The 23,622-nt window shown below is 59.3% G+C and carries 20 protein-coding genes; 7 read left to right on the top strand and 13 right to left on the bottom strand.

Features of this window, described 5'->3' with window-relative positions; all coding sequences use genetic code 11:
• Positions 1-4: 4 nt before the first annotated feature.
• From ACZ25R_RS02915 to ACZ25R_RS02905, 3 genes are read right to left on the bottom strand one after another with little or no spacing between them, the layout of a single operon-like run.
• The gene (locus ACZ25R_RS02915) at positions 5-1,201 is read right to left on the bottom strand and encodes an ABC transporter substrate-binding protein (RefSeq protein WP_472459990.1); all 1,197 of its coding nucleotides are present in this window, start codon (positions 1,199-1,201) and stop codon (positions 5-7) included.
• A 30-nt stretch (positions 1,202-1,231) separates the two neighbouring features.
• The gene (locus tag ACZ25R_RS02910; RefSeq protein ID WP_472459989.1) at positions 1,232-2,251 is read right to left on the bottom strand and encodes an amidohydrolase family protein; all 1,020 of its coding nucleotides are present in this window, start codon (positions 2,249-2,251) and stop codon (positions 1,232-1,234) included.
• Positions 2,248-2,985, bottom strand: a complete 738-nt coding sequence (locus tag ACZ25R_RS02905; RefSeq protein ID WP_472459988.1) for a glucosamine-6-phosphate deaminase — start codon at positions 2,983-2,985, stop codon at positions 2,248-2,250. The genes ACZ25R_RS02910 and ACZ25R_RS02905 overlap by 4 nt, the downstream gene beginning before the upstream one ends.
• 124 nt (positions 2,986-3,109) lie before the next feature.
• Between ACZ25R_RS02905 and ACZ25R_RS02900 the strand changes: the two genes are divergently transcribed.
• From ACZ25R_RS02900 to ACZ25R_RS02885, 4 genes are all read left to right on the top strand, one after another.
• The gene (locus ACZ25R_RS02900; RefSeq protein ID WP_472459987.1) at positions 3,110-4,288 is read left to right on the top strand and encodes an ROK family protein; all 1,179 of its coding nucleotides are present in this window, start codon (positions 3,110-3,112) and stop codon (positions 4,286-4,288) included.
• 79 nt (positions 4,289-4,367) lie between these two features.
• Positions 4,368-5,558, top strand: coding sequence for a glycine C-acetyltransferase (locus ACZ25R_RS02895; RefSeq protein WP_472459986.1), 1,191 nt, complete (start codon positions 4,368-4,370; stop codon positions 5,556-5,558).
• A gap of 10 nt (positions 5,559-5,568) precedes the next feature.
• Positions 5,569-6,606 carry an L-threonine 3-dehydrogenase gene (gene tdh, locus ACZ25R_RS02890; protein ID WP_472459985.1) on the top strand — a complete coding sequence of 346 codons (1,038 nt, stop codon included), beginning with the start codon at positions 5,569-5,571 and terminating at the stop codon, positions 6,604-6,606.
• A gap of 102 nt (positions 6,607-6,708) precedes the next feature.
• Positions 6,709-7,815, top strand: coding sequence for a (5-formylfuran-3-yl)methyl phosphate synthase (locus ACZ25R_RS02885; RefSeq protein ID WP_472459984.1), 1,107 nt, complete (start codon positions 6,709-6,711; stop codon positions 7,813-7,815).
• Between the two features lie 14 nt (positions 7,816-7,829).
• On the opposite strand, the gene fae is transcribed toward ACZ25R_RS02885, so the two are convergent.
• The 5 genes from fae to ACZ25R_RS02860 form a co-directional block, all read right to left on the bottom strand.
• On the bottom strand, positions 7,830-8,312 hold the full coding sequence (gene fae, locus ACZ25R_RS02880) for a formaldehyde-activating enzyme (protein WP_223614787.1): 483 nt from the start codon (positions 8,310-8,312) through the stop codon (positions 7,830-7,832).
• Positions 8,313-8,384: 72 nt separating this feature from the next.
• The gene (locus ACZ25R_RS02875) at positions 8,385-9,182 is read right to left on the bottom strand and encodes an FkbM family methyltransferase (RefSeq protein ID WP_472459983.1); all 798 of its coding nucleotides are present in this window, start codon (positions 9,180-9,182) and stop codon (positions 8,385-8,387) included.
• A 264-nt stretch (positions 9,183-9,446) separates the two neighbouring features.
• Positions 9,447-10,697, bottom strand: coding sequence for a glycosyltransferase family 4 protein (locus ACZ25R_RS02870; protein ID WP_472459982.1), 1,251 nt, complete (start codon positions 10,695-10,697; stop codon positions 9,447-9,449).
• Between the two features lie 11 nt (positions 10,698-10,708).
• Positions 10,709-12,832 (bottom strand): capsular polysaccharide biosynthesis protein, encoded by a 2,124-nt coding sequence (locus ACZ25R_RS02865; RefSeq protein WP_472459981.1) that lies wholly within the window; start codon positions 12,830-12,832, stop codon positions 10,709-10,711.
• Entirely contained in the window at positions 12,829-14,076 is a 1,248-nt protein-coding gene (locus tag ACZ25R_RS02860; protein ID WP_472459980.1) for a capsular polysaccharide export protein, LipB/KpsS family, read from the bottom strand. Before ACZ25R_RS02860 ends, ACZ25R_RS02865 begins: the two co-directional genes overlap by 4 nt.
• A gap of 477 nt (positions 14,077-14,553) precedes the next feature.
• On the opposite strand from ACZ25R_RS02860, the gene ACZ25R_RS02855 reads away from it, so the two are divergent.
• Both ACZ25R_RS02855 and ACZ25R_RS02850 read left to right on the top strand, forming a co-directional pair.
• Complete coding sequence (locus tag ACZ25R_RS02855) at positions 14,554-15,756, top strand: KpsE/RkpR family capsule polysaccharide export protein (protein WP_472459979.1); 1,203 nt, start codon at positions 14,554-14,556, stop codon at positions 15,754-15,756.
• A complete protein-coding gene (locus ACZ25R_RS02850) occupies positions 15,753-16,499 on the top strand; it encodes an ABC transporter ATP-binding protein (protein ID WP_472459978.1) in 747 nt (248 codons plus the stop codon). The genes ACZ25R_RS02855 and ACZ25R_RS02850 overlap by 4 nt, the downstream gene beginning before the upstream one ends.
• 17 nt (positions 16,500-16,516) lie before the next feature.
• On the opposite strand, the gene ACZ25R_RS02845 is transcribed toward ACZ25R_RS02850, so the two are convergent.
• Positions 16,517-17,275: a class I SAM-dependent methyltransferase gene (locus tag ACZ25R_RS02845; protein ID WP_472459977.1), complete on the bottom strand. Its 759-nt coding sequence runs from the start codon at positions 17,273-17,275 to the stop codon at positions 16,517-16,519.
• A 53-nt stretch (positions 17,276-17,328) separates the two neighbouring features.
• Positions 17,329-18,138 carry an ABC transporter permease gene (locus ACZ25R_RS02840; RefSeq protein WP_472459976.1) on the bottom strand — a complete coding sequence of 270 codons (810 nt, stop codon included), beginning with the start codon at positions 18,136-18,138 and terminating at the stop codon, positions 17,329-17,331.
• Between the two features lie 241 nt (positions 18,139-18,379).
• Here ACZ25R_RS02840 and ACZ25R_RS02835 point away from each other — a divergent pair, with 241 nt between their 5' ends.
• A complete protein-coding gene (locus ACZ25R_RS02835; RefSeq protein WP_464664488.1) occupies positions 18,380-19,474 on the top strand; it encodes a KpsE/RkpR family capsule polysaccharide export protein in 1,095 nt (364 codons plus the stop codon).
• Between the two features lie 30 nt (positions 19,475-19,504).
• Here the strand turns inward: ACZ25R_RS02835 and ACZ25R_RS02830 are convergent, their stop codons facing one another.
• Genes ACZ25R_RS02830 through ACZ25R_RS02820 form a run of 3 tightly spaced genes read right to left on the bottom strand, consistent with a single transcriptional unit; the run spans position 19,505 to position 23,566 of the window.
• A complete protein-coding gene (locus ACZ25R_RS02830; RefSeq protein WP_472459975.1) occupies positions 19,505-20,344 on the bottom strand; it encodes a tetratricopeptide repeat protein in 840 nt (279 codons plus the stop codon).
• A complete protein-coding gene (locus ACZ25R_RS02825) occupies positions 20,341-21,321 on the bottom strand; it encodes a hypothetical protein (RefSeq protein WP_472459974.1) in 981 nt (326 codons plus the stop codon). The genes ACZ25R_RS02830 and ACZ25R_RS02825 overlap by 4 nt, the downstream gene beginning before the upstream one ends.
• Positions 21,299-23,566: a glycosyltransferase family 4 protein gene (locus ACZ25R_RS02820; RefSeq protein ID WP_472459973.1), complete on the bottom strand. Its 2,268-nt coding sequence runs from the start codon at positions 23,564-23,566 to the stop codon at positions 21,299-21,301. The genes ACZ25R_RS02825 and ACZ25R_RS02820 overlap by 23 nt, the downstream gene beginning before the upstream one ends.
• Between the last annotated feature and the right edge of the window lie 56 nt (positions 23,567-23,622).

Raw genomic sequence — 23,622 nt, 5'->3', positions numbered from 1 at the left:
GCCCTTACTTCGCTTTCTTGGAACCGACCAGTTCGTCCCATTTGCGGAAGGCGATGACCATCTTGTCCGGCTTCAGCGGCAGTTCGATCGGGTTGTTGGCGATCAGCCCGGCATATTCCTCCCGGCCGAACTGCTTGATCACGTCCTGGCTGTGCTGCGGTGCCATGGACAGCGGCACGTTCTTCACCGCCGGACCCGGATAGAGATAGCCCTCGTCATAGGAATAGGCCTGCGCCTTGGGGGTGAGCAGGAAGGCCATCAGGTCGAGGATGACAGCCGCCTTGTCGTCGGCGATGCCCTTGGGCATGCACATGAAGAAGGCGTCGGAAACCCAGTGGAAACCCTTGAGGGTGCCGATCTTTGCCGTTTCGGGTACGATGCCGAGCGCGCGCGGATTGATGTCCCAGCCGGTGGTGCTGATGATGATGTCGCGCGATCCTTCGCCGAATTCCTTCATCGTCGCGCCGGTTCCAGCGGGGTAATAGTCGATATACTGGCCGAGATCGGCGAGATAGGCCCAGGTCTTGTCCCAGCCATTGACCGGGTCCTGCGGGTCCTTGTCGCCGAGAATATAGGGCAGCCCCATCATGAAGGTGCGGCCGGGACCGGAATTGGTCGGGCGGGCATACATGAAGCGGCCGGGGTTTTCCTTGGCATAGGCCAGAAGTTCTTCCGCGCTGGTCGGGACCTTTTTGACCCGTTCCGGATCATATTCGATCAGCGGGCCCGAGGGGTAGTAGTTGACGACGACACCGTAGCCGTCGCCCTGCGCCTTGTGCAGGGCGAGCGCGGCGGGTTCGTAGTTTTCCTCGATTCCCGGAAACTTGTCGGCGAAATCCGGCAGGATTTTCAGCCATGTTTCATTGGCAAGCCCGGCCGCCAATCCGTCGCTGCCGGTCAGAACGATATCGATATCGACGCGGCCCGCGCTCTGCTGCGCCTTGAGCTTGCCGGCGAGCTCCGTCACCGGCGCCTTGGTGAAGATGATCCGCGATGCCCGTTCCGGATAGGTCTTGGCATATTCCTCGAATGCGGGCTGGATCAGCGCCAGCGCACCGCCCACGTCCATCACGGTGATCACGACAGGCGCGGAGGGCAGAGCGGGCGTCTTGGCCCAGGCGGGCATCGCGCCCGCCATTGCCGATGCGGTCATGCCGCCCAGCAGCGCCCGGCGGCTCATTCGAAACTGGTCATTTCCCATTTGCATTCCCCTTTATTGTTCTTGGATGTTTCAGTTGCAATTTCTGATCTCGTCGCCGATGCGGACGCTGCGGATGGACATGCTGTCCAACCAGTCGATTTCCGCATGCGGCAGGGTGATGTTGCGGGCGCGCAGGGCCGGTGCCAGTGCAACCAGCAATCGCGTCGATGCCATTTCAACGGCCTGTTCGAAGGACGCGATGCCCCAACGGACAAGGTTGCGCACCCCGTCATCGAGACAAAGGGACGATCCGGCCAGCCCCGTCGTTCCGGGCAGGCGCACGGTGCCGTCTGCGGTGCGCTCGATACGCATGCCGGCGAAATCATAGGTGCCTGCGGGAACGGCGGCTGCGGCGACAGCGTCGGTCACCAGGGCGCAGCGTTCGAAACCCTTGGCCCGCATCAGCGATTTCAGCGCCTTGGGTGGAAGATGAATACCATCGGCAATGAAGGTCGCCAGCAGCCGGTCTTCGCCAAGCTGGGCAAAGAGCGGATTGTCGAGCTTGGGCATGATCTGCGGCAGGCCGTTGCCGAGATGCGTCGACAGGCTTGCCCCGGCCAGCGCCGCGGCCTCCACCATGGCGAAATCCGCAGCGGAATGGCCGATTGCAACCAGAATATCCCGTGCCGCCATGGCCCGGATGAAATCGAGGCCGCCGGATATCTCAGGCGCGACAGTCACGAGAAGAATCGGCCGCTTGATCGCGTCTTGCAGACGCGTGACCAGCGCGGGATCCGCCGATGTCATGGCCTGTGCGGGATGGCACCCGGAAAAGCCCTGCGCCGGATTGAGAAACGGCCCCTCCAGATGGTATCCCGGGCACATCATCGGGCCGAGACGGCTGGCGTTGACGCAGCGGTCGAGCGCGGTGAAGCGCGCCTCCAGTTCATCGGGATAGGCGGTGATGATCGTCGGCAGGCAGGTGGTGACGCCCGTTGCCAGCATGGCCTCCAAGGCGAGGTCCAACGCCTCCGGCGTCAGGCTGGCGGCGTTGAAATCCACCCCGGCAAACCCGTTGACCTGGATATCGACGAGGCCAGATGTGATCATGACAGTTTCGACGCCGAGTCCGGATCGAGCAGCAGGATTGTCTGCGGATGGGTCTGGACGATCGAGGCGGGATGACGTGGGTCGACCGGACCTTCCAATGCGTCCTTGACGGCCTGCGCCTTGCGCGCGTCGGGCACGGAAAGGATGATGAGGCGGCTCTTGAGGATTTGCCGGATGCTCATCGAAATGGCCTGCTCAGGCACGGCGTCCAGCGACGGGAACCAGCCTTCACCCATCTGCTGCCTGCGGCATGCCTCGTCCAGCGTCACCACGATATAGGGCTCTTCCGTATCGAAATCGGCGGGCGGATCGTTGAAGGCCAGATGGCAGTTTTCGCCGATACCGGCAAAGCAGACATCGATATCGTGTTCGGCGATCACCGCGCTGAGCCGCTTTGCTTCGGCCTGCGGATTGCCCTCGGCATTGACCGGATGAAACGTTACATTGCCACCGAGCGGCGCAACGAACCGCTCCTTCAGATATTTGCGGAAGCTGGCGGGGTGGGTGATGTCCATGCCGACATATTCATCAAGATGGAACGCCGTGACCCGCGACCAGTCAATGTCCTCCGCTGCAACGAGATTTTGCAGGAGTTCGAACTGGCTGGCGCCCGTCGCGACAATGATCGACGCCTTGCCCTTTTGCGCAATCGCCAGGCGGATCGCCGCCGCGCCAAGCGCAGCGCCGGTCGCGCCGAGGACCTGCTTGTCAGATAAAATACGCGTATCGACCATGGGCTTTACCAACCTTCTTGCATATGCTTTTCACCGTAGCCGCCATTGTAAGCATAGCTGTCCATGGCACTGCAAGGTATTTTAGAATAATATTGTTCAAAAATAAGAACGAAGGCGTTTCCGCATGATTCTGACGGTTGACGAGACACATTATGACGATGCCCACCAGCGTGACTGCGCCCGGGTCGTGGCGCTTGTCTCCGACGGCGGCCAGCATTCCCGCCCCGGCATTGCCGAAGCGCTCGACATGACCTCGACCACCACGTCAAAAGTGGTGGGGGACCTGATCGCGCGCGGCCTGCTGGTGGAAACGGCCGGCGAAAAAAGCGGGCGGGGCCGCCCCGCCATCCGAATCGGCCTCAACACGCAGCGTTTCGCCGCAACGGTCATTCACGTGTCGAGCCGTTCCCTGCGCGGCACGCTGGTGGATTTCGGCGGCCGGACGCTGGAACGCCTCAGTCTCGATATGCGGGCCGACGCCGACTGCGGCCAGATGACGGCCGCCATGCAGGATCTGGTCACGTTTCTGGCGGACAAGTGTCCGGCGGGAATGCAGCACATCGGGACATCCGTGTCCGTATCCGGTGTCGTCGATGTCGAAAGCCGCACCTGGCTGCTCACCTCGCGCTGGCCGAAGATCCGTGATTTTGACCTGGCGGCGGCGCTGGCGCCGGTCACCCCGGAGGTACTCGTCTGCCGGCACCTCGATGCCGAACTCAATGCCCGCATGCTGCAGGACCCGGTTTACGGCACCGACAATACATTGCTCCTGCACTGGGGCTGGGGCATCGGCCTGGCCTATAGCGTGAATGGCGATCCGTTCATCCGTGCGGGCGGACCATTCGGCGAAATCGGCCATTGGCGTTTCAACCTGCTGGAAGACCGCCCCTGCGGCTGCGGCAATCATGGCTGTCTTGAAACGGCGGCGTCGCTCTGGGCGCTGCTGCCCCGGATGCTCGAACGATGGCCGTCCCTGTCCGAGAACGAGGAAGTGCTGGCCGGGCAAATGGCCCGGCGGCCCCTGCTCGACATGGAAGATATGCGCACCGGGGTGGAGCTCATGGCGCGATCCCTCGCCAATGTCTGCCGCCTGCTTTTTCCCAAGCGGGTTATCGTGACAGGACCGTTCATTGCCAATGCGGATGTCTGGCAGGCGTTCGAACAAGCCTTTCAGGCGGAAGGCCTGATCGGAACGCTGGAACTGCCGGTTCTGATCGCGGACAAATCAAGCGAGGAGTTCGCCATTCTCGGTGCCGTCCGGCCGCTGTTCAATCTGGGGCTTGAGACATTCATCCGATCGTGAGATGACACAGCCTGCGAATATCCGATTGCACCAACGCCACGGCCCCGCCGGAAGAACACAGCAGGACACCATACCGATCATGACCCAGCAATTCATCGATCACCTCACGAGCGAGCTGAAAGGCTTGAAGGAGTCCGGGCTTTACAAGTCCGAACGTGTCATCACCTCCAAGCAAGCCGGGCAAATCGAGGTCTCCGGCGGTGCCAGGGTCCTGAATTTCTGCGCCAACAATTATCTCGGTCTTGCCGACAATGCGGAGCTGGCGGAAGCCGGAAAAGCCGCACTCGACCGTTACGGCTATGGCATGGCTTCGGTCCGTTTCATCTGCGGCACGCAGGAAGAGCACAAGCAGCTTGAGTCGCGCATCTCCAGCTTTCTCGGGCTGGAAGACACGATTCTCTATTCCAGCTGCTTCGACGCCAATGGCGGTCTGTTCGAGACCCTTTTGGGCGAAGAGGATGCGATCATTTCCGATGCGCTGAACCATGCCTCGATCATTGACGGCGTGCGCCTGTCGAAGGCAAAGCGCTTCCGCTATGCCAACAACGATATGGCGGCGCTGGAGGAAGAACTGAAGAAAGCCGAAGGCTGCCGGTTCAAGCTGATCGCCACCGACGGCGTCTTTTCCATGGACGGCATTATCGCCAATCTCGGCGGCGTCTGCGATCTCGCCGAAAAATACGGCGCCATGGTCATGGTCGACGACAGCCATGCGGTCGGCTTTGTCGGCAGGCATGGCCGCGGTTCGGCCGAGCATTGCGGCGTCGAAGGCCGGGTCGATATCATCACCGGCACGCTGGGCAAGGCGCTGGGCGGGGCATCGGGCGGCTACACCTCCGGGAAGGCCGAAGTCATCGACTGGCTGCGCCAGCGGTCGCGGCCCTATCTGTTCTCCAACACGCTGGCGCCGGTCATCGCGGCAGCCTCGCTGAAGGTCTTCGACCTGATCGACCGGGGTGCCGACCTGCGGGCGCGCCTCAGCGCCAATGCCGCGCATTTCCGCAGGGATATGAGCAAGCTCGGCTTCACGCTTGCCGGCGCCGATCATCCGATCATCCCCGTCATGCTGGGCGACGCATCGCTGGCGCAGGAAATGGCGGCGCGCATGCTGGAAAAGGGCGTCTATGTCATCGGTTTTGCCTTCCCGGTCGTGCCGAAAGGCCAGGCGCGCATCCGCACCCAAATGTCTGCTGCCCACACCACGGAAGATGTCGCCCGCGCTATAGACGTCTTTGCCGAAGTCGGGCGTGATCTCGGCATCATCAAATAGGAAAAACACCATGTCGAACATGATGAAGGCACTGGTAAAGGCCAAGGCGGAACCCGGCATCTGGATGGAACACGTTCCCGTGCCGGAGCCCGGTCCCAACGATGTGCTGATCCGCGTGAAAAAATCCGCGATCTGCGGCACCGACGTTCACATCTACAATTGGGATCAGTGGGCGCAGGCGACGATTCCCGTGCCGATGGTTGTCGGGCATGAGTTCTGCGGCGAGATTGCCGACATCGGCTCGGCGGTCACCAAATACAAGGTCGGGCAGCGGGTTTCCGGCGAGGGGCATATTGTCTGCGGCACCTGCCGCAACTGCCGGGCGGGCAGGGGCCATCTCTGCCGCAACACGCTGGGCGTCGGTGTGCATCGTCCCGGCTCGTTCGGCGAATATGTGTGCATTCCGGAATACAATGTCGTGCCGATTCCCGACGATATTTCCGACGAGATCGCCGCGATTTTCGATCCGTTCGGCAATGCGGTTCACACGGCGCTGAGTTTCGATCTGGTGGGCGAGGACGTGCTGGTCACGGGCGCCGGGCCCATCGGCATCATGGGTGCGCTGGTTGCCAAGCGCTCGGGCGCCCGCAAGGTCGTCATCACGGACATCAATCCGTCCCGCCTTGCGCTTGCCAAACAGCTGGGCATCGATCACGTGGTCGATGCGTCGAATGAAAACCTTGCAGATGTCATGCGCCAGATCGGCATGACCGAAGGGTTTGACGTCGGCCTCGAAATGTCCGGCGCCGCGCCGGCCTTCCGCGACATGATCGACAAGATGAACAATGGCGGCAAGATTGCCATTCTCGGCATCGCGCCGACCGGCTTCGAGATCGACTGGAACAAGGTCATTTTCAAGATGCTCAACCTGAAGGGCATTTACGGCCGGGAAATGTTCGAGACCTGGTACAAGATGATTGCCTTCGTGCAAGGGGGGCTCGATCTGAGCCGGATCATCACCCACCGCCTGCCGATCGATGATTTCCAGGCGGGCTTCGACGCCATGCGCTCGGGAAGCTCGGGCAAGGTTGTTCTAAGCTGGCACTGAAATAGGTGCCCTGTTTCGCAATGACGCCATTTCATGGCGTCATGATCGGCGCGGACATGCGCCGATACATGTAGTTCATGGTGCATCCGGAGGTTTTTGCCCATGACCAAGATGCTTGCCATTGTCCGCAGTCCTGAAGAGGCGGACATCGTCCTTCAGTGCGGCGCCGACATCATTGATGTACCGGCATCTGATCTGCAAGCGTTGCAGCCCTACGCGAAAGCCGCGCGCGGCAAGGCCGCGCTGTCCGCAACATTGCCGGAGGCGGCGCTCGCATCCCGTGCCGGGGAGCTGGCGGGCGCAGGGCTTGGGTTCATCGGCATTCCGGTCGAAACGTCCACGCCGCTTCACGCCCTCCCCGACTTGCCCGCTCCGGCAAAGTGGATGGCGGTCGTTCATGTGGACCTGATGAGCGCGTTGCCCGACGTGTCCAGCCTGTCGTCCCAGGGCTTTGCCGTGATCATGCTGGATACGAGCAACGGATCGCGGCTGTTGAACCATGTGTCGCTCGCCCGAATCGATGCCTATGTCCGGGAGTGCCACGCGCTTTCGATCCTGGTCGGCATCGCCGGTGCGCTTGAAACGCCGGATATTCCGCGCCTTCTCAGTTTTCAGCTGGATATTCTGGGTTTCAGGCAGGCATTTTTCGAGAATGCCCATGCGGGCACGATCAACGTTGAGGCGGCTTCGCAAATCCGCGAGCTCATTCCTCCAGAGCGGCAGGACAGTCTTGCGCCCGGTGTCGATTATCAATTGCTGGCGGCGCGCGGCTATTTCCCCGATCCGGCCGAAGAAGGGCTTGGGACGGACAAGATTTTCGTCCGTGATTTCGTCCTGCCCGTTCATATCGGCGCGTACAGTTTCGAGCACGGCATTGCCCAGAAGATGCGTTTCGACGTCACCGCCGATGTCCTGCGGGTAACCCGCAATCCCGAGGACATGCGCCACATCGTGTCCTATGATCTGATCATGGACGGTATTCGCGCCATCGTCGCGCGCGGCCATATCGAGCTGTCGGAAACGCTGGCCGAGCGCATTGCCGCGTTCATCCTGGAGAATCCGCGTGTCACCCGCGTGGTGGTGCGGGCGGAAAAGCTGGAACTGGGGCCGGGGGGCGTGGGCGTCGAGATCGAGCGCAGGCGCGAGACACAGATCGCGCCGGTCCTGCCTGCCAACGCACCCGTATCGCATCGCAGGCGCGATCACTGATCGTCGGGCGGCGGTTATGATTTCAGGCCGAGTATCTCCGCTGCCGTCGGCCGTCCGGTAACCGCACGCTGAATGGCCTCTTTTGTCGCCTGATAGTTGTAATCGTGTATCCTGCTGTCGTCGCGCGCCTGCCAGTGAATGAAAACACCGACGCAGATAAACAGGTTGTCGGCTTCCTCGAGCGGGATCACACCTTCCGCCACGCAATCGCGCACCGCCTTGGCAATACCCGATTGCGCCGGTCCGAACAGCTGCATGGCCTGGCCGGATCCGCGGATCGTGACCTTGTTGTACATCACCGTATTGGGCTTGCAGGGCAGGTTCGGCTCGATGACGGCCAGAACCGAGGTGAAACCGTCCTTGTTGTTGGTCAGGGCGTTGCAGAACGCGGTTTCCACCGCGCTGCCGCGCGGGCCGATCAACAGGTCGATATGGGCAACCTCATTGCCTTCGCCGACCAGGGATTCGCCCACCATGACTCTGTTGATGATCTGCATGCCGATTCCTCCATCTCGCGCAGCTATAGCCCAAGATGCGGAAGCGGGGAAAGAATTGTATTCTGCGGCCCGTCAGAGTGTCAGATTGAGCGCTTTCAGCCGTTGCGCGACGTCCTGTTTGCGGTCGGGGTGGACGGCAAGGATATTGGCGACCCGTCCGGCGGGAAAAGCCGTGTCGGTTGCAGGGCCTGTCGGCAATTGTCTGATCGTGTCTTCAAGAACTTCCCAGACCTCGTAGCCCCAGCCGGACAGCCGGTCGAATATACGGCCCGGAGTGGTTTTCGACAGCGTCGCGAGGACCTCGCGGTTGACCTCGACCAGCATTGTCGGCTTCGATGCCGTAATGGTTTCGGCAGCCCCGGCGAAGAACAATTCTTCGGCGCCTTCAATGTCGACCTTTATCGAATCCGGCTTGAGGCCTTTTGCGATGCGGTCCAACGTTTCAACCTTCGTGCTGCGCTCGGACGTGGTGTTTCCGGAGCCGGCAATCAGGCTGGTTGCGCCCGCATTGACCGTGTGTTCGGCAGTGTTGAGCTCCATGATGCCCGGAGCATCGGCAAGCGCCAGTTTGTGAACTTTGACGGTTTTCGAAAGCTTGTTTTCCGAGATGGATTTATTGAACAGGTTCCACAGGTGCGGGAGCGGCTCGAAAGCAACAACCTTGCCGGAGAAATTGGGTTTGCTTGCCACGGACAGCGAGTAATATCCGACATTGCCGCCGACATCGAAAAATACGCCGTTGTCCGGCGTCACGGCCTTTATGATGTCGATATCAAACTTCTCATACTGGCCGCTAAAGATGCCAAATGTCATGTGGTATTGGCGCAAATCCAGATAAATCTTGAATTTTTGCTTTGTTTCATAGAGCACTTCGATGCTCTTTCGAACAAAATTGCCGAAGATAACTTCTGCGTGTCTATGGTGAAATTCATCGGATGACAGGAACATTCTTCGATGTTCCCCGAACGGGATATCCGAGATATCGAGTAAATTCTCGGAAATTGCATTTATCTCTTCAGCATTTGCGTCGCGTCCAAGAATAAATTTGTAGCAACTCATAATGTCATTGTAACTCGTCATGACGCCTTCACATTCATTGGAGTGTATCAGCTACATCAGGAGAAATTCGTGCTATTACCGTACAACTTGCACGGCATTTGCTAACAATTCATCCAATACTTCAAAATGTCCACTCCAATCTTGTGGAGTGTGTCGTGATTTACTTCTGTATTCGCCGGCATGCGCTTCGATTGCCGCCCGCCAGCCAAGGCCGTCACAGGGATCGAGCAGCGTTGCCTGGTCGCCGACAATTTCCTTATGGGACGGAATGTCGGATGCGATGACAGGCGTTCCCGTCGCCATGGCTTCGGCAACCGGCATGCCATATCCCTCGACGAAGGAGGGGGCGAGCAGGGCGGCGGCACCGGACATCAGATCGGCCAAAGCGGCATCGCCCAGATCCGGCACTTCGAGCACCATGTTGCGCAGCTGGGGGCACCGGTCCAGCGTGGCAAAGACCTGCGCGTTTTCCCAGCCGCGCTTGCCCGCGATCACCAGGCGCGGCGCGCTGTCGCCATCGCGCTCGACGAGCCAGCGCCACAATTGCAGGAGCAGGATGTGGTTTTTGCGCGGTTCAATGGTTCCGACAATGACGAAATAGGGGTTTTGGGTGCGGGGCCTGCCTGTGCGGCGGACCTGGCGAAAGCTGTTCTCGATGCCCGGAGGCAGAATCGCCATGGGCGGTGCCACGCGTCCGCGTTCGTCGGCAAATGACCGCAGCGAACGTGCCGTTGTCTGGGAATTGCACAGGATAAGACCGGCATGCCGCAGCACAGTCTCCATCCGCTGCAGATGGCGCTGGGGCTCCTTCCTGCGGACAAATTCGGGATGGGTGACGGGGATGAGGTCGTGGACGTAGAAAACGCCGCTGCGGCGCTTTCCGTCAAGCCATGAAAAGGCGGCAGGCCTGTCGAGGTTCGTATGGGAGACATGGACGAAAGGGGTGTTGCGCGCCATCGGCCCGGCCGGAAACAGGGTCCGCAAGGCCTTTCCGGCGACCAGACCCCATTGTTTCACCTTTGCCGGCTTTGATCCGGCCGGGGCGGGCCTGATATCACACCAGGAGATCCGTCCATCGATGGCCGCATAGATCTGTTCCAGCTCGGCGGACTGCTTCGGGCTCAGCGCCGTCCCGGACCAGCGCGCACTCAGGTCGGTTATCAATCCCGCTGCACGGCCCTCATTGATCGCAATCGGTTTGTTCCGCCCCATTTCGACAAAAAGCGAACTGCGTTCCCTGGCCCAATGGGCGTATTGCAGTTCAAAGCGATCAATCCCCGTCGGCGTCGAATAATGCGCGCGCCCGATCAGGCGGGAGATGTCCATGGCTATTGCATTCATCGTACCCACCCAATCCGGCGTAATGACCGGCGCAGCAGGCCGGTCTTGTTGTGTCGCGTTGCGTGAATTTCATCGATAACGTCTTCCACCTCGCAGGGCAGACCGGTGTTCCCGGAGAGATAGCGGGGATAGAGAATGAGAACGCCTGCCATGAGCGCGTCGAGCGGCAGCGTGCGGCGCGGGCGAAGCGGCGTGACGGCGTCATGGGTCAGGCCCCAGCCCGCATAAAACGGCAATCCGTAGCACCAGACCGGCCGTTGCCGGATCAGGGCTTCGAAGCCCAGCTGCGACGTGGCGACATGCACCTCGTCACTCGCATCAAGCAGGGTGTCGAGCGCGACATTGCCGACGGCAAGGTCGGCCAGCTTGCCAAGTGCGGCGGCATCGCAAAGGCACTGCCGCTTTCCCGCCAGCAGATCGGGATGTTCCTTGTACACCACGAAGGCATCCGGGCGGCGCGTGCGCACCATCTGCAGCAATTGGAAGTTCGAGATGCCGCCGGTGAGGCCAAGCCGCAGGGAGGCATCGTCCGGCACCTGTCCGGCAACGGTGACGATGCGGCGGCCGGCGGCGAGCGTGCGGTAGTCGGGCGATGGGGTGACGTCGAGATTGTATTTGCTGATCCCGTGTTGAATGATCCGCTGGCGCAGGCGGGCTGCTCGGGCGAGCAGCAGCGGGTCGAACGATACCGTGCGCAGCAGCCTCTCCAGACCGCTTTCGCGGGTGGCATCGTAGTAGAGCGCCTCCCGGTCGATACAAAGCGAGGAGGCGGGTGTCAGGTTGGCGCCGAGCCCCGCAGACCGGATGAAACCATCTTCGATGCGCAGAACCGGCAACGGTGCGGAGAGGACATTCCCCCGATGGGGTTCGTCGGCATTCTGACCCCAGCGCACGAGACAGTCCGCCTGTGCCAGCTGTTTTTTCGTCGGCACCTCACCGCAGAAACTGACGCTGGACCAGGGTCCCTGCAGCAGACGCCGGATTGTCGGCCGCTTATGGCGCGAGAAGCCGGCGCAGAGATAGTTGCCGCGCCGTTCCAGCGCGTGGTGCCGCCAGGCGACAAGCCGGTCGATGGCCTTTTCGGCTGTCGTTTGCCGCTTTGTCACGGGGTCGACATAGAGGGCGTACTGAAGCAATGTTGCCGCGACAAAAGCATCGAGGCTCACCCGGTGTGTGCGGCGGTTCAAAGCGGCATTGGCAACCGGGCCGTCGGCCCAGTCCCGTGTCAGACCCCAGCCGGCATAAAACGGAACGCCAAACGTCGTGACGGGGATTGACCGCAACAGCGCGTCGAAACCGAACTGGCTGGATACCGTCCAGACTTCATCGACGACATCGAGCAAGGCATGCGGCGATACGTTCTCATCGATAAAGCGGATATTGGGCCTTCCCGCGAGATGGCTGAGATACCCCCTGGCATAACCGGCAACACTATCCGGATGGCTTTTGACCAGCACCGTTGCCCCGGGCACGGCGCAGGCTTCATTGGCCATATGCCGGAACGTGTGTTCGCCGGCACCCGCTCCCCTCACCGAATGATCGCCGGCCACCTGATCGATGAGCAGGATCCGCCGGCCATGGGCTGCGGGCAGGGCGACTGGCCGGTCCGGAAAATGATTGTACTTCGTCAGCCGGTGTTCAGCGATCATGGCGCGCAGCGTGCGGGCGCGGGCGAGGTCCGGCTTGTCGGCGCCCCACTGCAGCAATTCTTCCAGGCGCGATGGCCGGGCGGCATTGAAATAGATACCGAGATCGTCCGCCACCATCGAAACCGGCGGCGCCCCCGCCTTGCCAAGGCCAACCGACCGGAGAAAGCCGTCTTCCAGCGACCAATAGGGAATGCCGCGCATGGCGGCCAACCCCTTTCCCAGGCGGGCAAGCGGCTTCTCACCCCAGCCGACAACACCGTCGGCGCGGTTCCAGGCCATTTCCGCCGACCTTATCGCGGTGGCGCCGAGCGCTGGTCCAATGAGGGGAAACCGCAGCCTCGTCGGCAGAAATGCCAGCAGCGCGGCGCCCTGCGGCGGCAGCCAATTCGCCTGCTCTGCCGCTCCAATGGCCGCCGCGCCGGCGTTTGCCGGGCCTGTTGCCTGAAGGGGGAGTGATCGGGCGAAACTCATGGCGTTCCGTTCGGAATGTCGGGCGACAGCGCGGGAATATTGACCGCAATCATCTTCAGGTCCCGCTGGATGCGTTGCACGACACGTTTGCTTGTGGCTTCGGTCAGGTTGCGCAGGTAGAAACTGCCGTTGACGAGGCTTTCCTCGTGCATGCGCGCATTGAATGCCTTGACGGCGTCGCGGCGCGGCGGAACCGGCGATGTCCAGAAGCCATCCATTCCAGCGGTGTCACCCGGCTCGCCGCCATGTCGGCGGCCCCAAACCAGATCGCGCTTGTTGTAGATTGCTTCGCCGAGGGAAAGCACGGGTTTGCCGTGGTTCAGGGCCAGCAGTCCCGAGGTGCTGTTGACCGTTATCAGCCCCAGGGAGTGCCGTATCAGCAAGCCGATGGAGCCATCATCGACGACATGGACCCGCTCCGCGCAGCCGGCGATCCGTGCCAGTTCCATGGCAAATGGCCGGTAGCTCTTGTGGCCGCGGTCCATCGGATGCACCTTGATCACCAGATGGTGCGCCGGCGCGGCATGCCGCCGGAATGAGCGGATGCTTTCGGTGATGAGCTTTTCCATTGTCCAGCCGCGGCCATGCCGCAGCAGCTGCTGGTCGTCGTGCACCTGCAATGCAATGACGAAATACTGGTTCTCCAGATTCTCGATCAGATTGAGCATCATGGCGTTGTTCGCGGGATAGTGGCGTATTTTCCGGTAGAAATTCCGCGTCCAGAGAACAGCTTCCGACAGAATACCGCGGCTGCGATGATGGACGTTGCCGCGAAAGAACACGGCGCCAGCCGTCTTTGCCAGGTAGTAGCGGACGGCAAACAGGGTCATGGCGCGGAAAAGGTTGCCCTTGACCGGTTCTATCGGGAGCGTCGACGATGCAGACCGCGCCGGCTGGGGCCTGCGAAGGGGCGACAGCGCATTGTTGCCATCCCATTCGCAGGTAATGAAATTGGGGCGGATATAGCCTTCCTCAAAGCAGGAGACGGGCACGCCGGCGCGCAGCGCAACCATGATCGCCTGGCGGTGGTAGGGCCGGCTGTCGCCGAACAGGATGATCGCCTCCGGCCGCCTGCTGCGTATGAACGCGTCCAGCCAATCTGACCAGGCATCCATGGAACCGCAGAAGTTGAGCGTGCCGGGACCATGCGAAAACAACCAGTCTCCACCGTTGAAGTTGATCTTGAGGACATCAAAGCCCTGTGTTTCGAATGTGCTGGAGAGGATGCGAAAGAATGGGCCCACGGGGCCCTGAAGCAACAGGACAAGAGGCTTTTGCGAGGAGATGCAACGGTTTGCCCGTCCGCGGATCGGAAAAGGAACGATTGTGCCAGATTGCCCGGATTTCTCCTCCACAGGTCGTCAAGCCCCTTCGCAATCGGTTCTGACTTGACGTTATGTCAGCAGAACCCAAAACAAACGCAATTTCAGGTAGTTATTTCATTCGGATTTTTGCGGCGCTATACTAATTCCGCCAGAACAAGTATATTTACGACAATAAGATATGTATTTGTCTTTTCATTGTTGCTGGTGAACATTTGTATTTTATCATATTTGATTATATCAATAGTTATATTCAGTTGTAATTGCAGAATATTTAGTTTCATTATATCTTGGCGTTGTAGTGGATGGCATCAGGCCGCTGGCGGAGATGAATATGAGTTTGGCATTATCCGGCAAACATTCTGAACCCGATGCCGCAACAACCGGGCGCTTCTTGGCATGACGCGGCTTAGTCCCAACGACGAATTCATCGACTACCTGACGCTGGTTGATCTCAGCCAGTCAGAAGCTGAGAAAGCGCGCAAAGACCATTGGACGATACGCCTGATGGCGCTGTTGCGCCGGCATGTGCTGCTTATCCTGATGGTCATTCTCCCGACGACGCTTGCCACGGTGTATTACGGGGTCATTGCCTCGCCCCAATATGTATCGGAAACGCGCTTTGTGGTGCGCAGCCCAAACAGAAACGCAGCGGGCCTGCTCAGCGGATTTTTGCAGAGTACAGGCTTCGTTCGCGCCCAGGACGACAGCTATGTGGTGATGGAATATATTGAATCGCGCGCCGCCGTTGCGACACTTGAAGCGAAAACCGATCTGCGCGCGATACTGTCCCGGCCCGACATCGATTTTCTGACGCGCTTTCCCCGCATCTGGGGCGATGCGACGGAAGAGGCGCTTTACAAGCACTATCTCAAAATCATGAAAGTCGGCACGGATTCGGGCGGCGGTATCACCACCCTTGAAGTGCGCGCGGCACGGCCTGAGGACGCGCAGAGGCTGACGGAAGCGCTGCTCGACGGCGCAGAAGCTCTGATCAACCAGCTCAATGAGCGGGCGCGCCAGGACGCCATACGCTACGCCAAGCTCGAGGTTGCCGACAGCGAAAACCGGATGGCGGAGGTGCAGAAGTCGCTGACGGAATTCCGCAACAAGGTTGCCATGATCGACCCCGGCAAGCAGTCGGCGGTCATGCTCGACATGATTGCGAAGTTGTCGGATGAGGTGGCGAAGAACAAGGCCCAATATACGGCGCTGATCCAGCAGGCGCCGCAAAGCCCGCGGATTCAGTCGCTTCGCAGCAGCATCGATGCAATGGAGACGCAGATCAGCATGGAGCGGGCCCGGGTCGTTGGCGGGGATGCTTCCATGGCGCCATTGATCGCCCAGTATGAGCAACTGCTCCTGCAGCGCGAACTCGGCATGCGGATGCTGGAATCGTCATCGACATCGCTCGAGAATGCAAAGATCGAGGCGCAACGGCAGCAGCTTTATCTCGAGCGGATCGTCAATCCCAACCGCCCTGACCATGCCTTGTATCCAAGGCGTCTGTGGTCGATCCTGCTGACCTTCGTGATGTGCTTTGCCGCATTCTGGATCGTCCGTTTCATGCTCAACCAGATTTACGAGCACGCAGAGACATGAGCAATTCGGATACACTGACGTTCAGCCATCCCGGTGGTGCTCCGCCTGCATTCACCGCCAATATCCCGTCACCCGACGGATTGCCGAAAGACGGCACCATCGGCGTGTATAACCTGGTCAAGGAGTATCCGGTCCATGGCGGAACCCGGCGCGTGCTTGACGATATCACTTTCGAAGTGCGCCCCGGGGAGAAGATCGCGATACTCGGCCACAATGGTGCGGGCAAATCCACGCTGGTCCGGTTGATTGCGGGTATTGAAAAACCAACGGCCGGCCGGGTCGTACGGTCCATGTCGCTTTCATGGCCCATCGCCTTGAGCGGTGGTTTTGGCGGATCGATGACCGGATATGACTGCATGCGGTTTCTGTCACGCATCTATGACAGACCGCTCGATGAGATACGCGACAGCGTCGAGACCTTCAGCGATCTCGGCAAATATCTGCAGATGCCGATCAAAACCTATTCCTCCGGGATGCGCGCGCGCCTCTCGTTCGGTCTGTCCCTTGCGATCGATTTCGACTGCTACCTGATCGATGAAGTCATTGCCGTCGGCGACCAGCGCTTTCAGCGCCGGTCATTTGACGAGCTGTTTGTGAAGCGCAGGGATCGCGCGATGATTATCGTTGGCCATACCCTTGATATCATCGCCGACCAGTGCAAATCGGCGCTTGTCCTGAAAAGCGGAAGGGGCCGGGTCTTCGACGACGTCAAGTTTGCGTTCAGTATTTACGCTTCGCTATAGATTGTGCAGGCGGTCGTTCAATCGCGCCTGGCGATGAAGTAATAGGCGTGAATACCCGTTGCCGACTGATCGTGGAGAAGATGGACATTCGTCATCTGGTTCTTGTGGAACAGAGCCAAAACCGTATTCGCATCATAGTCATACATCTGTATGTCCGGATGGCTGTAATTATCCCGGTCAACAAAGACTGTTTCGTTCTTGTAGTAGTCGTTGCGAAAATACATGACCCGGTCATTGTAATACTCGGCCTTGTTCGCCGTCTTGAACAGCGGGATATGCAATGAGGCGATCCCCCCGCTTTTCACACATTGCAACAGATCGTTGATGATGAAATAGCCGCGACGCGGCTCGATGTGCTGCAACACGATGTAACTGTTCAGCCAATCGACTTTGACGCCTTCCTTGACGAGCGTTTCAGCACTTTCAACACATCGGACGTTATCAAGGCCATGACGGGCAACGTTCTGCAGGGTGATGGAGCGCATGGTCTCCGATATATCGATGCCGATGGCGTTTTTTGCCTGCTCGGCCAATGGAATGAGCAGCCGCCCGACGCCGCAGCCAAAATCGATGACGGATTCCGTTGGCGTCGAAAAACCGGGAATAAGACTTTTGATCTTCGCCCTGAGATTAGCGATATCGGCGCGGCCCCTCGCAAAAAACGTCTGCAGATGTTTTTTGGTCAGTTTCTTTGATTTGAATTCGTCCTCGGTCAGAACCGCCCAATAGGCATTGTCTTGCGCCAGTTTTTCCCAATCTTCATTTGTATCGCGCATGGGATCCTCCGCTGTTGCTGGTCCGAGTGTTTGGTAAACGGCAGCCTCTGCTCTCATTCAAACTTGACGTGTCCTTTGACGCGTTCAATGAGGTAAAAGCCCACGGCATTTGTGAGCAGACAAGCCGAAAAAACGTATGAGACATCATAAAAGGGCTTGATCGTATTGCCGAAGGTACCGGCCCGGAACATCTCGTAACAATGCACTGTCGGCACGTAGAGCGCCAGTTTCTGGGCTTCGTGGGGCAGCCAGGACACCATGAAGAACATGCCGGAGATAGGCAGCATCAGATACTGAAGCGGCGCGACCAGCTTTTCAACAACCTCAAATATTTCCGCCAGCGCTGCCAGAACGAGCCCGACGGAAAAGGCAAACCATGCCATGAACAGCCAGCCGGCCAGGACGAGGCCAAGATCGGCAAACGGTTCGATAAATCCTGCCAGATAGGCGCCGTGATAGACAACCAGCAGGGCGAAAGTGGTTCCGCCGATCTCCAGCAAAGCCCGGGACATCAGCGCATCGGCCAGGCCGATCTGCCGGTGGTACATCAAAGGCAGATTTTGACGGATGCAGCTCACCATGTAGGACGAAACGTGCCGCCACAGGGTCAGGGGCATATAGCCGCTCAGAACGAAGGCAATGACTGTCAGCCCGTGCGCTTCATGACGCATCAGGGTCCACATCAACATGACGCCGCATGTCAGAATCATCGGTTCAAGTATCAGCCAGAGGAAGCCGATATTTTCGCGTCCATAGCGGGTTATCATCTCCCGCATGACCAATGCGCCCAAAACACGCCCCTGCGCGCGCAGACCAGTAAAAAAGCGGGATCTCGTGTTGTATTGAGGCAAGACAGCTTTCATTGAATGTCTTCTTCAAGTTGTATCCACTGAGCGTCAAATGAAACTTTATACGTTATTTTCATCGGTGCAAGAGCGATCTAAATACTTCACAAGCCATATATTTTAGACATATACTCTTTTTGTTTCAGTTTGAATGAAATGAGGCGTGCAATATTCAATTTCGCTGCTGCAAAGGATTAAAATCATAAATAGTCTGGCGCATAATTCTTTTGTTCCGTCCTCGAGGGGAAGAAAATGGGGCATGTTTGCCAGGCTCTGGCAGATACGGCTGCCCTTGGTTGTCATCGTGCTTCCCGTTCTGTTGGTCAGCGTCTACTACGCATTTATCGCGGCGCCGATTTATGTTTCGCAATCGTCCTTTGTCGTGCGTGTCTCGGCACCACCCTCGTCGTCAAGTTTCGGCAACCTGCTGCAGAACAGCGGCATTACCCGATCCCAGGACGACACATTCTCCGCACAGGAATATATCCGGTCGCGGGACGCCTTGCAGCGGATGAGTGACGACCTGCCCATCCGCACCTATTTCGATCGTCCGGAGGCGGATGTTTTTGCGCGCTTCCCGGCACCGTGGCAAACCGGCCTGTTCGAAGAGCTCTACCGGTATTTCTCGCAGCGGGTGCAGGTCATTCACAACGATACAACCGGCATCACCGTTCTCAGGACGTCGGCGTTCCGGCCGGACGATGCCTATGAGATGAACCAGAAGCTGCTTGAACTCGGCAGCGAGCGGCTTCTGAAAATGAATGAGCGGGCGCGCGGCGATGCCATTCGCTTCGCCACCACCGAGGTGGGCAATGCCGAGCAGCGCATGATCGATGCGCAGAAGGCGATCACGCTTTTCCGCAACAGGGAATTGATGATCGATCCGGGGCAGAACTCCGTATCGCTGGTTGAACTGATGAGCCGGCTGAGCGCCGAGCTGGCCGCTTCGCGGGCCAGTCTTGCCGAGACGCGGGAAACGGCGCCGGATTCCAGTTCGATCCCTTTCATCACCAGCCGTATCAGCGCCCTGGAAGAGCAACTGAAACTCGAGCAGCAAAAAGTTGCGGGAACGGACAGCTCCATCGCCCCCAGAATTGCGGATTATGAAGGGCTGATCCTGCAGCGGGAATTTTCCAACAAGGCACTCCTGTCCGCGCTCGATTCGCTGAAGACAGCAAGGGCGGATGCCAGGCGGCAGCAGCTTTATCTGGAGGTTGTCGTGCCTGCCAATCGTCCTGACAAGGCGGAACTGCCGACAGCCATACGGAACATCACGATTGTTCTGCTGGTGACGTCCATCGGCTATCTGCTCGCCTGGCTGCTGCTCACCGCAATCCGGGATCACAGCAACTAGGGTGTATTGGGCTGAACCGCCTGCCATCGTTCACGCGGAGAAGCAGGTGTATATCTCGCTGATGCAGGCTTGAATTTCGCGCTCATGCGATGAGGTTGCGTCAACGTAGCCGGAACGTTTGAAGTGATGGTTCCGCGCCCTGATGTAGTGGGTGAGCGCTGTTCGATAGTCGCCGGCAATCTTGTGCAGATGCCCGAGCTGAACCTCCACATCTTCCAGGCTGTCAGGGTTGAAGGCATTGGCATAATCGCGGTACTGGCCATAGAGCTTCAGCGCCGCGTCGAAATCTCCGTCTTCCTTCGTGACATTGGCGAAGACGGCAATCATGTCGGTCTGGCCATTGTCGACGACCAGTGCACGCAGGGCGGCGCGGGCCTGTGACCATTTGTTTTCCTCCACGAGCCGCATGGCATCACGGCGGCTCTGGTCGAGGCCGGGGCGGCTGGAACCGTTGCGCGCGATATTGACGTGGCGGGCGATTTCCCGGTCATCGGGCGCAAGCTGAAGGGCTTTTTCATACCAGGTGAACGCCGCCTTCAAGTCACCCTTGCGGTTGAAGAGGTGGCCGAGCTGAACGTGAATATCGACATTGCGGGGATGCAGGCCCTGATATTTGCGGTAGGCCGTTTCTGCGCGGTCGTAGTTCCCGAGTTCCTTTTCGGCGTGGCCAAGCTGCACAAGCAAATCCGTGCGTGCCGGGCTATCGGCAATGGCGCGCCGGTAAAAGGTGACTGCGCTTTGCCAGTCACCGCGATTGCGGGCGGCATCCGCCTGTGCTCCGGCGGACAGCTGTGTCTCAACCGCAGCACCGTTGTCTGCCGGTTTCGGCTGGCGTCTGGCCGTTTGCCCCGAGAATGGCAGGCGGATCATGACTGTGCCTCGCGAACCATCGATATATCGCGCAGCCGTACCCACGACGTCTCGCTGTGTGTATCGACAATCTTTACACGCAGTTCAACGAAGCGGTGTTCGGCACGGATATCGGTTGAAAGATTGCCGGTGAAAGAGCCTGCTATCGTCACTTCCTGAAGAATATCGAGGCCGGAATTGGCAACCAGCTGTATGGCCAGCTTGGCATTCATTTCCTGCACCAGATCGATCTGGATACGCCACGACCCCGTCTGAAAGCTGCGCTTCGGCCCGACGAGCAGCCAGCCAGGGCTGACCTTCCATCCATTGTCGACAACGTTGACCGGCTGGCGCAACAGGTCCGGCCCGATCATCCAGCCGGACCCCGGAACCTCGCGCACGAAAATCAGCGTCTCCTGACCATTCAAATCATAGGAGAGGCCAGCCGGCATGCTCCGCGCGGCACTGCTGTCGTCCTGCACACCTTGCGCATGGCCCGGTTCCGCCAGCGTATCCCAAAGCGACACCCGGCCTTCACGGCGGGCAATTCCAACGATCGTCTTGACGACCTCCTCGCGCGCCATCGTGCCCCGCCGCAGGTCGAACTCGAATGCGAGCCGTTCCTTGTCGGTGGGCTCGCGCCCGAGAATCTTGGAAAAACCGTACCGCAGAAATGCCACGTCGCTGTCAGGTGCAAAACGGGCAAAATTTTCAAGCAGCGCGAACTGATCGGCGGGTCGCCGTATGACCTGTGCCGAGAAGTCGCCAATCTTCTCGGTGGTCTCGGGGGCAACGGACCGAAGGGCGTCGATGACTTTCATTCTGTTGGTTCCATTGCGAATGGCCTGCGCCAGATCATGCCGGTCGTCCGCGCTCAGATCCGTTTCTGCCAGGTTGAAGGCGGTGGCCCAGGCGTCGACGAATGCGTCGGCCGGCAAGGAAAAGACATCCTTGGGCAGGGCTTGCAGCGGTATCTTATGCAGCTCGGCGATTGTCATGTTTGCGTCCCAACATCTGTTCGATCATCACAACGTGCCGCGCAGCCACGCGCGGATAGGAGTTCCATTCCGCCGCCTGCCGGCGGTCGGCGTCGCGAAAACCCAGAAGGTCCGGGTTCTGGGCGAGACTGACCAGAGCTTCGGCAACGCAATCCACATCCACCGAGCGCACGACATGGCTGATGGGCCACATGTCCCGCAACACCGATGAACGGGAGCATAGGAGGGGGCGATCCGCCGTCATGGCGATCCGCGCGGCGCCGGTCGCCGTCTCCGTCGAGGCGCCATAGAGAAAGGCCAGAAGGTTGCATTGGGCCAGCTCGTCGCTCAGCTCATTCTCGTCGATGAAATCAAAGCGGGCTGTTGCAACGTCATGCAGGTCAAAGTGTGTCAGAAGATTCTCGATCAGCACCCGGGATGCCCTGGATTCATCATTCGGAACCATGCAATTGAGCAGTTTGAGGCGCAATCGCGGTTCGAAAAGCCGCGCCTTTGCAAATCCCTGCACCAGGACGTCGATGTTCTTGTGCGGCATCAAAAAGCCGAACGAACCGATGGTGAATGCGGATGGATCGGGTTGCGCGCCCCCGCCCGTCGCCTCACGCACTCCGTGGGGAACAACAATGGCGTTGGGATGTCCCGCCTTGGCCAGGAGCCCCGCGTCCTCTGCCGAATGGACAAACACGATATCGAAGCTCTTCGTCCAGTCCAGATTGCCGCCGCGCAGCGTTTCCTTCACGCTGTGCATGGTTATGACGCGCAGCTTGTGGTTGATCTGCAGCAGGGTTTTCAACAGCAGTTCCATGTCTGATGTTGAGAAATGGCCGGGATGATGCTGCATCCACAGGACGTCGCCCTTTGCCTCCTCGATTTCCGCGATGAACCGCATGAGCGAGGTAAGATCATAGCCCCACGGCCGCGATGTGATATCCGCAGTTTCGGCGGTCCTGGCGGCTGCGCTGTCCGGCAGGGCATCATCGAGAATGCGGCGCGCATAGATATGGGAGAAACGGCCGGCCAGTGCCGGGGTGGAAAACAGGTGCCCGGCATAGGTCGCAAGGCCACACTGCTGTTGCCACGACGAAACGAGGTCGACAGTCCACGGCCGCTTGGGGGAGACGATCAGTTTTACCGGTTTGGCGATGGCCGCAAGAACCCTGGCAGCCACCGAATTCCATCCGGTATGCGCGTCCAGAAAACGTTGCGCATTTTTGCTGCGCATGCGTGCCTCCTCCTCATTGTCGAGCGCTGCGCGCATTTGCGCGCCAAGATGCAGGGTGGAAGGCTCAGCCCACAAGCTCAACGAACCCGATACATGGGCCAGCGACGGTGCCATGTGATAGTCGACCAGCCATGCGGTGGAAGCGGTGCAGAAATCCACCTGGCCGCTGTAGCCGGTGGTTACGACGGGGATCCCCAGGCGCATTGCCTCCGCCAGGGGCAGGCCGAACCCTTCGCCCCTGCTTGGCGCAACGACAAGCGATGCGGTCCGGTACAGCGCAAGCAATTGCTCGGGATCGCAATAATCTTCGATCAGAATGATGGGTGGCGCCTGTTTCAGCTGCTCTTCGAAGCGGGCCATGACGGATTTGAGGATATTGTCCGGATTGGGAAAGGTTTTGATGACGAGCTCAACGGGCTCATCGTGTTTGAATGTCCTGGCGTAGGCCTCGACAAGCGCATCCACGCCCTTGCGCGGGAAGCAGGATGACACGTGCAGAATCCGTGCCTTGCCATGCGGCGGCAGCGGCGATTCCGCGGCAAGTCCCGCATGGGCCTGGATATGGTCCGTCCCGTTGCCGACAACTTCGACAGGAATGGTCAATCCGGATTGTACGAAGGCTTGTTTGACGAAATTGGACGTTACCATCAAGAGATCGAGATCGCGGTTGAAACGCGAGACAAGATATTGCGGTACTTCCAGCTCTTCCCAGGCAAAATTGACATAGGCATTGAAGCGTCCAAGCATGTCATGGGTCGCCGGCGGCCAGGTATTGCGCACGTGAATATCGAATGTTTCGCCAGCCGGATAATGGGCAAGCAGCCGGCGTTTGACGTCCGGCATGGCATTCAGGCGGGAATCGGTTTGCCAATCGGATTCGTGCGTGTAGCAGACGATTTCAACGCCTGATGCAATCAGTGCTTGTGCCAGGAAACGATTGACGATGGCCAGGCTGTAGTCACCCTTGAACACGCCATCAAAGAAAATGCGCTTGCCTGCAAACCTGGCAAGCAAACCTCTCATATCGTCTATATCTACATCGAGCGAATAAGGTGAAGTAAATAATTCACTGCGCATTC

Source organism: Phyllobacterium sp. RCAM01083 (genome assembly GCF_055685835.1).
This window is presented reverse-complemented; position numbering and strand designations above follow the sequence as displayed.